Source organism: Gracilibacillus salitolerans (assembly GCF_009650095.1).
GTDB lineage: Bacteria > Bacillota > Bacilli > Bacillales > Amphibacillaceae > Gracilibacillus > Gracilibacillus salitolerans.
Window position 1 is genome coordinate 1,135,446 of sequence record NZ_CP045915.1, and the last position, 13,803, is coordinate 1,149,248.

Genomic DNA, 13,803 nt, shown 5'->3' on the forward strand with positions numbered 1-13,803 from the left:
TTGTAAGCAATTAGAATTCTAGTTGTATACAAGATGAATGCAAGAAGTTAATGAATAAGTTTTTAAAAAAAGAAGGCCGGTTTGACGTTTTATTCGATTGGATGAAGCAAGTGATTTAAAACAAATTATGAAGGAGAGAAAAATGATGAAAAATGTAATGAAGAAAGTTATGTTACCACTTCTCTTAGTAATCCTATTAGCAGCATGCAATACCGCTGAAGGTGAAACTTCTGCAGAAAATAATGAATGGCCTGAAAGCATGACACTAGTGCAAATGCCTGATGAAAATAATCCGACTGAGGCTGCTTCCATGCATGGAGCTTTAAAAGAACATCTGACAGAAGAACTTGGTATTGAAGTCGAGGAACATGATGGAGCAAGCTACGCAGTTGGAATCGAAGCAATGGCTGCTGGAAATCTCGATGTGATGCTTGGTAGCCCAATGAGTTACTATCAGGCGAAAGAGAAGGCTGGAGCGGAATTATTAGTCACGCCAACATTACCAGAGGGTAGTAATTATTACACCTCTTTTATTACGCAAGCAGATAATGAAGAAATCAACAGTATAGAAGATTTGGAAGGGACAAACTTTGCTTTTGTTAACGCAGCTTCTTCTTCTGGTTATCTTTACCCGAAGGCAACGCTTGTACAGGAATTAGATTTAGATCCAGATAAAATGGAACAATCCGGCTATTTCTTTGCAAATGTTACTTTCTCTGAAGGTCATCCAAATAGTTTAATGGGTGTCAGTATGGGAGATTTTGAAGCAGCAGCGGTGGCACATAGTGTAATTGAAATGACAGCTGAATCAGGTAATTTTAATCCAGATGATATCAAAGTTATCGGACGTACACAAGATATTCCAGATGCTTCCTATATGGTTCGTGGTGACTTACCAGAAGATTTTAAGCAAGCACTACAAGATGCCTTTGTATCATTTGAAGATGAATCTTACTTTGAGTCACTTCATGGTGATGCTAAAGCTCGCTTTAAAGCAACAGAGCCCGATTATTATGACTCTGCTTTAGAATCATTAGATACCATCAATGCGTTAGAGGATGTACAAGAATAATGGAAGCTCTATTATCAATCAAAGATTTAGTAAAAGTATATGGAAGAGACACACGTGCACTAAATGGTATTTCCCTTGATTTCTATCCGGGGGAGTTTATTGTGGTGATTGGTCCATCTGGAGCGGGAAAATCGACACTGATCCGTTGCATCAACCGACTTGTTGACCCTACAGAAGGAGCGGTAGTCTTTGATGGCCAGCATATGGAAAACATAAAAGGTCGAGGTTTGCGGGAGAAACGTTCGAAGATTGGCATGATATTTCAGCATTATAATTTAGTGAGCCGAACCAATGTTATTAAAAATGTGCTTCATGGACAACTAAGCAATACACCTTTATATAAAAGTTTATTCGGTTTATATAGTCAGCAAGATAAACAAGAAGCGGTGGAATTATTGAAAAAAGTTGGACTAGAAGACCAAATCTATAAACGGGCCGATGCATTATCTGGAGGACAAATGCAAAGAGTAGGCATTTGCCGGGCGCTTTTGCAAAGACCGAAGATTCTACTCGCAGACGAACCAATTGCATCGCTTGATCCAGTATCAGCAAATATCGTGATGCAGCAGCTACACAATATTTCGATGGAAAAACAATTAACGTGTGTGGTTAATCTCCACCAGGTTGATTATGCGAAGAAATACGCAACACGAATTGTCGGCATTAAAAAGGGTCAAGTTGTTTTTGATGGTCCACCGGCCAATTTAACAGAACCAATCGTCCGCGATATCTATGAAGGGAAAGAGACCCAAATGCCACTGCAAAACGATAACAGTGTCACCGACATATTTGTTAATGAAGATAAACAAATGACTGGAGCAGAACGATGAAAAGGCAAATGAATAATCACATTCCATTAAAACAAGGTGATTCGAAACAAACGATTGTTATTATGTTCGCTTTGCTGGCAGCTTTAATTTTTTGTGTCTATTATTTGGAATTGAGCTTTATCGATATGATTATGGGTGTGCCAAACTTTCTCGCTTTTTTCTTTCAAGAATTCCTTCCGCCAAATCTGGGGAATTTTAGCGAATACATCCCATTAGTGATTGACACCTTGGGATATGCAGTTATTGCCACTTATATTTCAACGATTGTTGCCTTTGTACTAGGTATCTTAATCTCAGAACATACTAATAAATTTAAACCTTTACGGGTATTTATCAGAGGGTTTATTACGATATTAAGAAATATACCTTTTATTATATGGGGAGCTCTATTGGTTTATATTTTTGGTATTGGTGGCATTGTCGGTGTATTGGCCTTGATCCTTGTTACGGTCGGGTTCCTAGGAAAAAGCTATGCAGATTCGATCGATGAAATTTCTGGGGACAAGCTGGAGGCATTACAGGCAAATGGTGCTTCCTATTTTCAAATATTATTCCATGGCGTCATTCCGCAATTTGTGCCAGCCTGGATTAACTGGACGTTATTTGCCTTCGAAATTAATGTGCGAGCATCCACTGTTTTAGGTTTAGTAGGAGCGGGTGGAATCGGCGTCTTGATTGATACCAATATCAATCTATTTAATTACGGGGAAGCCATGACGATCATAACTGTTATTGTCGGCATCATCTTAATAACAGAGTATATTACGAATTCGATTCGTAGCCGAATTGCTTAGCGTATAGTAGGGGAGGGGAAAATAATGGAACGTATTCGAATCACTTCTAAAGGGAGTGCCCGCAAATCGATCATAGCTATCATTACTTTACTAATCGTGTTTTTTGGAGCGATAAAATTAGTTAATTTAGATGTGCAAGAATTTATTAAAAGATTAGCAAATGTGCCTGAAGTTGTTGCTAGAATGATGGTAATAGATGTAAGTGTGATCCCAGATGCTTTGCTAGCGAGTTTAACTAGTTTATCACTTGCCTTTCTGACTTTGGTTGTCGCTGTCGTAGTAGCGGTACTGCTGAGTTTTTTAGCAGCAAAAAATATTACCCCAAATACATACTTGGCTAATTTTATTAAAGGTTTTTTTGCGGTGATCCGCTCTGTTCCCTCGCTTGTATGGGGGTTAATGGTGATTGCTAGTCTAGGCTTTGGGTATACATCAGGCTTTATTGCCTTGTTGTTATCTGCCGTTGGTTATCTTGTGAAACTATTTACGGGAAGTATTGAAGAAGTTGGGATAGACATTGTGGAAGCCATGAGGTCAACAGGAGCTTCCTGGTTGAATATTGTTTTTCATGGCTTACTTCCACTCTGTATCACCGCCTTCTTTGGCTGGATTACCGTTCGCTTTGAAGGCAATGTGGCAGAGTCGATTGGTTTAGGAATTATTGGGGTAGGTGGAATAGGCTTACTGTTAACCAAGGCTATCGCTACCTATGATTACGCACAAACTACCACCATCTTAATCGTAATCTGTTTAGTGATGTTAGTCTTAGAATTCTCGATGACAAAACTGAAGACAATGGTGAAGCATGGTTAAAGGTGCAAACAAAGAAAACAGGAGGAAAGAGCTATATGAAGAATGCAAAATTAAATTGGGTCCGATTGCCGCTTGAATCGGTTGAAAATTGCCGCGAGCTAGGCGGTTATAATACACAATATGGTCAGCAAACAAAATGGCATGCATTATTAAGATCAAGTGATATGAGTAAGCTAACAGAAGAAGATATTATCTTTTTAAAGGAATATGGTGTGCACACGGTAATAGATTTACGTGGAGCAGATGAAATTGAAATAAAACCGAATGGATTGGCAAATACCGCTTTCTGTCAGTATCACAATATTCCGCTTATCACAGAATTGGTTTCCAATATTGCCTTTACGACAGAGAAGCAAAACATGGGCGATTTATATGTGGAGTTATTGGAAAATAATCAAGCTATCAAGCAAATATTTGATTGTATTGCCCATGCTGAAGAAGGAAGTATTATTTTTCACTGTGCGGCAGGTAAAGATCGAACAGGTATCCTGGCAATGCTGCTGTTAAGCCTGGCTGGAGTGGAGAAAAAGGACATTTTATCAAATTATGAGGTTAGTTATACCAACTTAGAATCGATGCATAATTTGGAAAAATTGCACGAGAAGATTCCTGTCGAACTTATTTACTCCAAGAGTGAGTATATTGCAAAGGCATATGATTACCTAAGGAGCAACTATGGAACGGTTGAGCAATATTTATTAGCTAAAGGTGTGGAGCAAGACGCAGTCATGGGTGTGAGGACAAGGCTAGTTGGGAAGGACCCTGTGGTGGCCGTATAAATAATTTATTATATTTAGGAATATGATGTGGACGGCTTTTTAGCGATTTAATCAATCGTTGGAACGTCGTTTTTTCTATTTGCATGCCGTGGACTTTCAGAGTGAGCATATGTGTGTTACAGAAATATCCAATAACAGAAGGTGATGTCGAAAGACAATGATGTGCCGGTTATGATACTTGCTCAGCTATCCAGAAACGAGGGCTTGAAATCCCCTTCATATTGGTGGGGCCACCTATTGTGTTCTAAATGACCAAGCACTTGAAAAAGACCATCCATTCTAAATAGAGAAATAAAAATGCAGTGAAAACGATAAAGAATGTTAATGTTACAGAGAAAAGACAGGTGTGCTTTTTTTATTGGCTAAAATCGGAAATTCTATTTAACAATTTAGGGGCAATTCAAAACGATATATTTTATCATGAGGATTTCGACAACTATATAATTATGGGAATTGAACAAAAACTTAACTATTCGAGCTTTTTTCACTTCTATATGAGTTAGAAGAATGTTTAGACGCCTAATTATCTTATGTATAAATCCATAATACTACGCAAAAATAAGAAAAAGTGTTTATAAAAACGCGTTAAAAGGTGGCTCTCTATGGATAATCAAAGATTAATTAATTTTCTGAATCAATTACTATCAAATCATTTCGTTCTATATGTTAAGTTACATCGTTATCACTGGTTTGTTCAAGGGAGGCATTTCTTTCAACTACATGCAACCTTTGAAGAAATGTACAAACAAACTGCTGAAGATTTAGATGAAGTGGCAGAAAGAATTTTAGCAATCGATGGAAAGCCTTTGGCTGTAATGTCTAAGTATTTAGAAGAAACTACATTAGTAGAAGCAAATGCTGATGATAAAGAGAATGAGATTATTCAACAACTAATGGATGATTATAAGCAAATTATTTCTGAAATTCGAAATGATGGATTAACTCTAGCAAATGAGCATAACGATGAGCCTACAGCTGATTTGTTAATTGCTTTACAAGGTAAGTATGAAAAATATGTATGGATGCTATCAGCATACTTAGCATACGAATAATGTAGTTTACTAATCCCTGTCAGAATATCAATCCACGTTAAGGTTAACCACTCATAGTTAAAATATAAGAAGTTTTTGACTTATTTTCCTCGCTAACCTATAATTGATTGTCTGTGTTTAAATAGACAAAAATTTATCTTTAACTTTTTTGAATTAATAAGTTTATGGATAAAGGACATGAATAATAACTGACATAAAAAGTTATTGGATTTATTATAGGAGGAAAAGAATGGATGACCGTAATAGGAAGAAGGAAAAATTGGATTGGATGACGTTTATTGTAAGTGGAGGACTGCTTGTTCTATTCGTCATCGCTTCCATTTTTAATGAAGAATTAGTAGGGCAGTGGATTAGTGATTCATTCTCCTTTACAGCAAAGTATTTTGGTGCCTATTGGCAAGTGTTACTGCTCGTGATGTTTGTCATTGGATTGATACTAGCTTTTAGCAAATATGGAAGCGTACGGCTTGGCAAAATGGACAAGCCGGAGAATAGCAATTTTCGTTGGATCGCCATGATTTTGTGTACACTTTTAGCGAGTGGGGGAGTGTTTTGGGCTGCGGCTGGACCAATGTATCATTATTTGACCACGCCTCCGCTATTTACAGGCATCGAAGAAGGAACGATGACAGCCGCATTTCCTGCAATGGCACAAAGTTACCTACACTGGGGCTTCACAGCATGGGCTAGCCTGGGCACTTTAACTACGATTGTGCTAATGTATGCCCATTACCACAAAGGCTACCCACTTAAGCCACGGACCTTTTTATATCCAATGTTTGGTAAGAAAATATTTAAAAATAGCTTTATTGGCTCTTTAGCTGACATTGTCTCTATTGTAGCAACAGCTGCAGGAACAATAGGACCAATCGGTTTTTTAGGGCTTCAAGTCGGTTATGGATTGGAAGCAGTATGGGGTATTCCGAATACTTTTATCACACAGTCTTTGATCATTATCTTTTTAGCTGTGATTGCTTCGATTTCGGCGGCAACTGGTATTGAGCACGGTATCCAATGGCTAAGCCGAGTAAATGTCAGTTTGGTCGTTGTTTTAATGTTTGCTATGTTACTTCTTGGACCAACCTTGTTTATTATCGACCTATTTATCGGTTCGGAAGCCTTTTATCTGCAAAACTTTTTGACGATGAGTTTATATCGGGTAGATCAGGCTTGGCTAGGGTCGTGGACGATTTTTTTCTGGGGTTGGTTTATCGGCTATGGTCCAATGATGGCTATGTTTATCAGCAGAATATCTCGAGGAAGAACAATAAGAGAATTGATTATTGCCGTTTCCATTATTGCTCCGATTGTCAGTAACTTTTGGTTCACTGTTGTTGGTGGTTCGGGTATTTTTTATGAAATGGAAAACCCAGGTTCCGTTTCAACCGCCCTAAATGAAAGTGGTATGCCGGCTACTGTGATGGCAATTATGAACCAAATCCCATTGGGAACTGTACTGGCGATTGGATTTATCATTGTATCGGTTATTTTTGTCGCGACAACGGCCGATTCAATGTCCTATACTGTCGCGGTGACTTTAAGTGGTACCGATGAGCCTAATCGTTTAATTCGTGTCTTTTGGGCACTGATGTTTGGAATTGTTGCTGTTTCCTTGCTAGCAATTGGCGAGGAAACGGTCGGTATGCTGCAAAACTTTATTGTTGTGACAGCAGCACCAGTATCATTACTCCTTCTCCCATCGCTTTGGGATGCACCAAGAATAGCGAAGAAAATGGCAAAAGAACAAAATATAATTAATAGAAAATAATAAATAGCTGTCTGTTTTTTTCCGGACAGCTTTTTAGAGAGCGGTACATTTAATGGTGAGGACGTAAGCAGGACATAAAGCAAATAAAGGTAAGCCAAAGCCAGATTATATTATAGATGTTGATGTAAAAATGTATACTATAAAAGCAGTAAAAAAACCATAGAGCTAGCATAAGCTTGCTACTATGGGTTTTTTATGTAAGAGATTACTAGCTATCAATCTTCCAGAACAGTTTGTTGTATTATAATTTTGACCTTTTGGAATACTCTTAAACCATGGTTTGGACGTAATCCAAATGAAGCAATAATTTTCTGTGCATGAATGGATTTTCTAAATCATCATTAATGACATAATTTCGTTTGAAACCTCTAACAACGCAAACAAAACCCTCTGCACCTGTAGTTTATGTTTGACACTACCCTCAAATCAGTTTGTCATTTCTTTTTTAGTTCATGAAACCCATAGAATTGAGGAGCGAGAACCAAAAGTAAACATAATTCTAACGGTTATTCCTACACTGTTTCTTACCAAATTCCTAAATCATTAGAGAAAAACGATGAATTACTCGTTATATTTCAGGATTATGGGAAGCAAATATCCTCCAATAAAGTTTCTCCCATTCATAATAATCATACAAAAGATCATACTAAAGTTAGCAATTTTACGGGAGGAATGGTATGTGAATATTGCCAATTTCATGACGATCATTGGATTTGTAGTTTGTTCGATTGTAATTCTTATACTCTTGTTTGGTGGATTCTATCTATTTAGTGTAGACAAAAGGCAAAAACAACATCCTATTCTTCGTAATTATCCGTTAATTGGGAGGACTAGATATTTCTTAGAGAATATCGGACCTGAGTTACGTCAATATTTATTTAATAATAACCGTGAGGGAGAGCCTTTTTCACGGAACGACTATCAACATATAGTGAAAAAGGCAAAATACAAACGTGATGTTTTTGGATTTGGATCACAACGCGACTTTGAAGAGCCTGGATATTATATTCGTAATTCTCTGTTCCCTAAATTAACGGAGGAATTAAAGATGAATCGTGAAACGAAAGTGACGACGGAGCGCTATCTGTTGCTTAATGAACCTTTATTTGCTCAAAGAAAAGAGCGATTGGATAAGGATGAATCCCCTGTTTATTTATTGGAAGATGATGAGGCAATTGTGATCGGAAAACAAACAAGGCACCCGTTTAAGGTTAAAGGGCAGGTTGGTATGTCTGCAATAAGTTACGGTTCTTTAGGTGAGAGAGCTATTACAGCACTATCAGAAGGATTAGGAATTGCGAAAGGAACTTGGATGAACACCGGTGAAGGTGGGGTATCTGCATACCATCTCAAGGGTGGTGTAGATATTATTATGCAAATCGGCCCCGGCTTATTTGGGGTAAGAGATATGGATGGAAACTTTAGTTGGGATGCATTATTAGAAAAAAGCAACATCCCAGAAGTGAAAGCGTTCGAGATTAAATTAGCGCAAGGTGCAAAAACACGAGGTGGCCATATTGACGCAGAGAAAGTGACAGAAGAAATCGCCAAAATAAGAATGGTAGAGCCCTTTAAGTCGATTGACAGTCCCAATCGTTTTCGTGAATTCAGTGACTTACCTTCTTTATTTGAATTTATAGAAAAAGTTCGTGAACATTCTGGAAAACCTATAGGCATAAAGGTTGTTATTGGAAGTAGTCAGGAGGCTGATGAACTTGCTAAAGCGATAAAGGAAACGGGTATTGGGCCAGATTTCATTACAGTAGATGGTGGCGAAGGGGGAACAGGTGCATCCTACCAAGAATTAGCGGATAGTGTGGGGTTGCCGATTCGATCGGCTTTACCGTTAGTCGACAATGCCCTTCGGAAATACGGTGTGCGAGACAACTTGAAAATTATCGCATCAGGGAAGATGTTTTCACCCGACCGGATCGCCATTGCACTAGCTATGGGTGCAGATCTTGTCAATATCGCTAGAGCTTTTATGATAACAGTTGGTTGTATCCAAGCACTGCAATGTCAATCCAATTCATGTCCGGTCGGCGTCGCAACGACAGATCCTGATCTGCAAAAAGGACTCGTAATAGAAGAAAAAAAATGGCGTACTGCAAATTACTTAATTACCATGCGCAAAGGTTTATTCCGGCTAGCAGCTGCAGCAGGCATAGATTCACCGACCAAATTTACAAGAGAACACATAATTTATCTAGACGATAAGGGCAGGACATGGTCATTAGACGACATCTATCAAGCAATGGTACAGCGGAAAGGTATTAATGATATTTCTTAAAGGAAGAAGGTGCAATAAATGAAAGTAGCGGAACTATTGATCAAATGTTTAGAACATGAAGGAGTCGAATATATTTTTGGTGTACCAGGTGAAGAAAATATTGATGTAATGGATGCCCTTCATGACTCAACGATTCAATTTGTTGTAACACGTCATGAAACGAGTGCAGCTTTTATGGCAGGAACATATGGCAAACTAACAGGGAAACCGGGTGTCTGTTTAGCAACACTTGGACCAGGCGCAACCAATTTATTAACTGGTGTTGCCAATGCCAACATGGATTTATGTCCGATAGTGGCTATTACAGGGCAAGCTGGACTTGGTCGTCAGCATAAGGTTTCACATCAATATTACGATATGGTATCTGTTTATGATGAAGTAACCAAATGGAATACACAGATAAAGACGCCTGACGTTGTGTTTAGAGGGGAACTGGCAACATCCATTCCCGCAACATCTTCAGGAAGTTCAATATGAGTTGCTCCAGTCTTTTCCTCCGTAGCAACTTTAAAGGCTTTCCGTACCACTTCAGGTGATGGTGGCGGTGGGAACAATAGGGGATGACTCCTCACATGTTTCTAACCTCCACACTTATTTGAAAGCGCATCCAACAAACTGCTATTACTTATCCCAACATACAGACATTTAATATTTTCTTTAAATCGATTATAAATGTTGTAAGACAGTAATTATATTCTTATAAATTGGAGGGATATCAAAGTGAAAATTATGATTTTGAACTTTTTCACAAATGCGAAAATACAGACGTTTGGATAGCTCGAAGGTAACAAAGTGAAAAAAGGTATTCACTATTGTTTGAATTTTGCACATTGTGATTGTCATAGAAATACCAATGAATCATGATAATCATGCCCAGATCAAGAAGTAGGAAAAAGAGGAATCCAACAATTTGAAAAAAAGCATGATTGATTCAAGTCCTGAACTAGAAATAATCTGATTAATTATGTTTTTAAATTTTAGTTTTGATTTCTGTTTTTAATCTAAAAGAAAAGAGGTCTATTCATGTTTACGAATTATATGTCGGGTTTTTATCGACTGAGTGAATGGATCATGCGAATGGCCATTTTAAATCTATTATGGCTGCTATTTACATTGATCGGCGGAGTAATTTTTGGCTTCGGACCATCGACTGCAGCGATGTTTGCTATTGTGCGGAAGTGGATACAAAGACAAGAAGATGTACCTCTTTTTAAAACGTTCTGGAATTTATTCAAAGAAGAATTTGTAAGGGCTAATATTTTATCTTTTATTCTCATAGCTGTTGGCTATATTTTGTTTATAGATTTAAGATTTTTCCTTATGCAAGATGGATTTATTTTTCGTATTTTAAGTTTTGTGATGATAATCCTCAGCTTTATTTACGTTATTACGGCATTATATATCTTTCCAGTATTTGTTCATTACAACTTAAAGCTGGTTCAATATTTACGCAATGCTTTTTTGATAGCGATTGCAACACCATTTTTAACTATTCTTATGATAATGTCCCTCGTATTAATATATCTTCTGTTGGTTTATATTCCGGGGCTGATTCCTTTCTTCGGAGGTAGTTGTTTTAGTTTCTGTTTGATGTGGATAGCTTATCTGTCAATCAGCAAAGTCGAAGCAGCGAATGAGACAGTTAATTAAGGAGGGGATGTTATAGATAACTGCAAAAACTAATTTTAAGAAATTTTTTTAATTCTCAAAAACAAGGGGGAAATAAGTTATGAATACTAAAGTAAAAGGAGCAATCTATCTACCTGCACAAGCCTACAATGCATATCAAATGTGGAGAGATTATCGGGCAGATGAGATTGTCCGAGATCTCGAATTTGCGAAGCAGTTAAATTTAAATGCTTTAAGAGTGTGGCTTAGCTATGAATACTGGTTGGAAGAACCTGAGAAGACGAAAGAAGTGTTCGATCATTTTCTTGAAGAATCTGAAAAGAAAGGGATTCGGATTTTACCTTCTTTGTTTGAAAAGGTAGGGATAGAACCAACACTTGAAGCAAGAGAAGATAAAAGTCCAATGACAGCTGCTTGTGTTTATTCCCCATCCATGGATATAATCAGTGACTCAAATAGATGGAATGAACCAGCAGCATTTGTTAAATGGTTTATGCAGCATTATCGTGATGATAATCGATTACTAGCTGTAGAAGTAATGAACGAGCCTTATGGAGTTGACCGTCTTCAATTTGCACGAGAAATGTTAATATGTGCAAAAGAAAGGAAGGGGAACCTGCCATTAACGATTGGTTGTATTGATTTTGAACATAACATGTATTTCCTTGATATTGGTATCGATATTCTGCAAAATCATGCTAATTTTCCAAATTCGATAGAATACATCGAGAATCGATTAGCTCAGTTTGAAGAGTTTGGGAAAATCCTTAATAAACCTGTATGGTTAACGGAATGGCAACGTATTCGTCCAACTTCAAATGGATGGGGACACAATCCATTGGGAAACGGAGAATGGCAACCGGATTATGAAGCATATGCAAAAGTGTTAGAAAATCATCCACAATTAGGTACATTTTTTTGGTCGCTAATGGTGAAACCAGCATATCTGCCACCGCAGCGTAAGAAGGGAACATTGAATGGTGTGTTCCATGAGGATGGAGCCGTTTGGAGCCTGGATGATGCGCGCGCTATTGCAAACGATCCTAACTTTGAAGCGGAAGAACGAAGAGAATGGCCGGAATGGGCTAAAGAGATACCGGAGAACGTTTTCGTAAAGTGAAGTATGTATGCGATTACACAAGGGGATATGGAGGAGGTAGTAAAATGAGAAAATTAATAATACTAGTTTTGTCTCTAGTATTTATTGGCCTGGTAGTTAGTGGATGTTCAAATTCAAAGGATGCTAGTAAAGACTATGTGAGTGAAGGACCGTCAGACAATTTTAATGAAGAAGGCTTTCCAATTGTAGAAGAGCAAATTACTTTGAAATTTTTTGCTAGAAAATCACCTCCAAATGGACCGTACAATGAGATGAAAATGTTCAATGAATACGAACAAATGACTAATATAGACATTGATTGGGATGATGTTCCACAGGACGGCTTCCAGGAAAGAAAAAGCCTAGAGTTTTCATCTGGAGAACTGCCAGATGCTTTTTATAAATCCAGTATTACACCATTGGAAGCTGTAGAATATGGATCATCTGGCGTACTTATTCCACTTGAAGGTTTACTTGAGGAGTATGCACCAAATTTAACCGCTTTGTATAACGAATATCCTGAAATTAAATCATCGATTACAGCTCCAGATGGACATATCTATGCTTTACCTGCAATTCTTACTTTAAATGCTGCTAGAACAGATAAAATTTGGATTAATAAAACATGGTTAAATAATTTGGAATTGGAAGCACCGACAACTCCAGATGAACTTGTAAGTGTTCTCGAAGCATTTAGAGACAATGACCCTAATGGAAATGGGGAAAAAGATGAAATTCCAATGACATTCCGAAACTTTGGACAGTTATTGAACTCCATGATTGGATCATGGGGAATGATCGATCAAATGGGGAATCATCTAATGATTGAAGATGGAAAAGTACAATTTTGGATGACAGATAACCGTTTTAAAGAATATTTACAATTCTTGCATAAATTGTATGATGAAAATTTAATGGACAGAGGAGTATTCACGCAAGAAGAATCTAACTTTGTTGGTAATATGGCTTCTGGTAATGTCGGAATCTTTTGGAACCAGACTACTGATGCATTTAATAAAGTAAAAGACGACTATACAGGCATCTCTCCTATAATTGGACCGGATGGAGATCAACTATATTCAGCTGGACCAATTGCTCGGGACTTTGGTACATTCGCCATTACATCGAAAAATGAACATCCACAAGCAACAATGAGATGGATTGATCACTTCTTTAGTGAGGAAGGCTCTATTTTCTTCCGATATGGTATTGAAGGAGATACGTTTCATTACGATGAAGAAGGTTTACCTGAATATACCGATGAAGTTTTAAATTCGGACCAAGGTTTAGGACCGACGATCGGCCAATTCACCCCTTGGCCAGGTGGTGGATCACCACAATTTGTAACAGAGAAAAATGCTTCAGCAATCAATCCGCCTGAAGCTCAAGAAGCCCAAGAAATGCTTGATCCATTTTTGCCAGACCCTATTTACGGTACACCAATCTTTGACGAAGATACGACAAAAGAAGTTGACCAAATACGTCAAGATATGGATCAATACTTCGAAGAATCCGCTTCTAAATTCATCACCGGTGATTTGAGCTTTGATAAGTGGGATGATTATGTATCCACAATCGAAGGAATGGGACTAGATCGTTTAACAGAAATTTATCAAGAAGCATATGACCGTACGAATTAGTAAATTACACAAGTCACTAGGTACAGAGTTTCTTTGT

General features: G+C 37.8%; 12 protein-coding genes. All 12 read left to right on the plus strand.

What is annotated here, in order from left to right; translation table 11 throughout:
* The first annotated feature begins 145 nt into the window (after window positions 1-145).
* Entirely contained in the window at window positions 146-1,072 is a 927-nt protein-coding gene (locus GI584_RS05595) for a phosphate/phosphite/phosphonate ABC transporter substrate-binding protein (protein WP_194842127.1), read from the plus strand.
* Entirely contained in the window at window positions 1,072-1,902 is an 831-nt protein-coding gene (gene phnC / locus GI584_RS05600) for a phosphonate ABC transporter ATP-binding protein (RefSeq protein ID WP_194842128.1), read from the plus strand. Before GI584_RS05595 ends, phnC begins: the two co-directional genes overlap by 1 nt.
* Window positions 1,899-2,696: a phosphonate ABC transporter, permease protein PhnE gene (gene phnE, locus GI584_RS05605; RefSeq protein ID WP_198509472.1), complete on the plus strand. Its 798-nt coding sequence runs from the start codon at window positions 1,899-1,901 to the stop codon at window positions 2,694-2,696. Before phnC ends, phnE begins: the two co-directional genes overlap by 4 nt.
* Before the next feature lie 24 nt (window positions 2,697-2,720).
* Window positions 2,721-3,509, plus strand: coding sequence for a PhnE/PtxC family ABC transporter permease (locus GI584_RS05610; RefSeq protein WP_153790549.1), 789 nt, complete (start codon window positions 2,721-2,723; stop codon window positions 3,507-3,509).
* Window positions 3,510-3,544: 35 nt separating this feature from the next.
* Window positions 3,545-4,288 carry a tyrosine-protein phosphatase gene (locus GI584_RS05615; RefSeq protein ID WP_153790550.1) on the plus strand — a complete coding sequence of 248 codons (744 nt, stop codon included), beginning with the start codon at window positions 3,545-3,547 and terminating at the stop codon, window positions 4,286-4,288.
* Window positions 4,289-4,890: 602 nt separating this feature from the next.
* Window positions 4,891-5,340, plus strand: a complete 450-nt coding sequence (locus GI584_RS05620; RefSeq protein ID WP_153790551.1) for a Dps family protein — start codon at window positions 4,891-4,893, stop codon at window positions 5,338-5,340.
* A 229-nt stretch (window positions 5,341-5,569) separates the two neighbouring features.
* Window positions 5,570-7,108 carry a BCCT family transporter gene (locus GI584_RS05625; RefSeq protein WP_153790552.1) on the plus strand — a complete coding sequence of 513 codons (1,539 nt, stop codon included), beginning with the start codon at window positions 5,570-5,572 and terminating at the stop codon, window positions 7,106-7,108.
* A 679-nt stretch (window positions 7,109-7,787) separates the two neighbouring features.
* Window positions 7,788-9,398 carry an FMN-binding glutamate synthase family protein gene (locus GI584_RS05630; RefSeq protein ID WP_153790553.1) on the plus strand — a complete coding sequence of 537 codons (1,611 nt, stop codon included), beginning with the start codon at window positions 7,788-7,790 and terminating at the stop codon, window positions 9,396-9,398.
* An 18-nt stretch (window positions 9,399-9,416) separates the two neighbouring features.
* Entirely contained in the window at window positions 9,417-9,875 is a 459-nt protein-coding gene (locus tag GI584_RS05635; protein ID WP_456071359.1) for a thiamine pyrophosphate-binding protein, read from the plus strand.
* Window positions 9,876-10,421: 546 nt separating this feature from the next.
* Entirely contained in the window at window positions 10,422-11,048 is a 627-nt protein-coding gene (locus GI584_RS05640; RefSeq protein ID WP_153790554.1) for a YesL family protein, read from the plus strand.
* Window positions 11,049-11,127: 79 nt separating this feature from the next.
* The gene (locus tag GI584_RS05645; RefSeq protein ID WP_153790555.1) at window positions 11,128-12,147 is read left to right on the plus strand and encodes a glycoside hydrolase 5 family protein; all 1,020 of its coding nucleotides are present in this window, start codon (window positions 11,128-11,130) and stop codon (window positions 12,145-12,147) included.
* A gap of 44 nt (window positions 12,148-12,191) precedes the next feature.
* On the plus strand, window positions 12,192-13,766 hold the full coding sequence (locus GI584_RS05650; RefSeq protein WP_153790556.1) for an extracellular solute-binding protein: 1,575 nt from the start codon (window positions 12,192-12,194) through the stop codon (window positions 13,764-13,766).
* The last annotated feature ends 37 nt before the right edge of the window (window positions 13,767-13,803 follow it).

Bases quoted from the DNA above. Each gene is read 5' to 3' on its own strand.
- GI584_RS05615 (WP_153790550.1), top strand. From the start codon at position 3,545: ATGAAGAATGCAAAATTAAATTGGGTCCGATTGCCGCTTGAATCGGTT.
- GI584_RS05650 (WP_153790556.1), top strand. From the start codon at position 12,192: ATGAGAAAATTAATAATACTAGTTTTGTCTCTAGTATTTATTGGCCTG.
- GI584_RS05625 (WP_153790552.1), top strand. From the start codon at position 5,570: ATGGATGACCGTAATAGGAAGAAGGAAAAATTGGATTGGATGACGTTT.
- GI584_RS05595 (WP_194842127.1), top strand. From the start codon at position 146: ATGAAAAATGTAATGAAGAAAGTTATGTTACCACTTCTCTTAGTAATC.
- GI584_RS05645 (WP_153790555.1), top strand. From the start codon at position 11,128: ATGAATACTAAAGTAAAAGGAGCAATCTATCTACCTGCACAAGCCTAC.
- GI584_RS05635 (WP_456071359.1), top strand. From the start codon at position 9,417: ATGAAAGTAGCGGAACTATTGATCAAATGTTTAGAACATGAAGGAGTC.
- GI584_RS05640 (WP_153790554.1), top strand. From the start codon at position 10,422: ATGTTTACGAATTATATGTCGGGTTTTTATCGACTGAGTGAATGGATC.
- phnE (WP_198509472.1), top strand. From the start codon at position 1,899: ATGAAAAGGCAAATGAATAATCACATTCCATTAAAACAAGGTGATTCG.
- phnC (WP_194842128.1), top strand. From the start codon at position 1,072: ATGGAAGCTCTATTATCAATCAAAGATTTAGTAAAAGTATATGGAAGA.
- GI584_RS05610 (WP_153790549.1), top strand. From the start codon at position 2,721: ATGGAACGTATTCGAATCACTTCTAAAGGGAGTGCCCGCAAATCGATC.
- GI584_RS05620 (WP_153790551.1), top strand. From the start codon at position 4,891: ATGGATAATCAAAGATTAATTAATTTTCTGAATCAATTACTATCAAAT.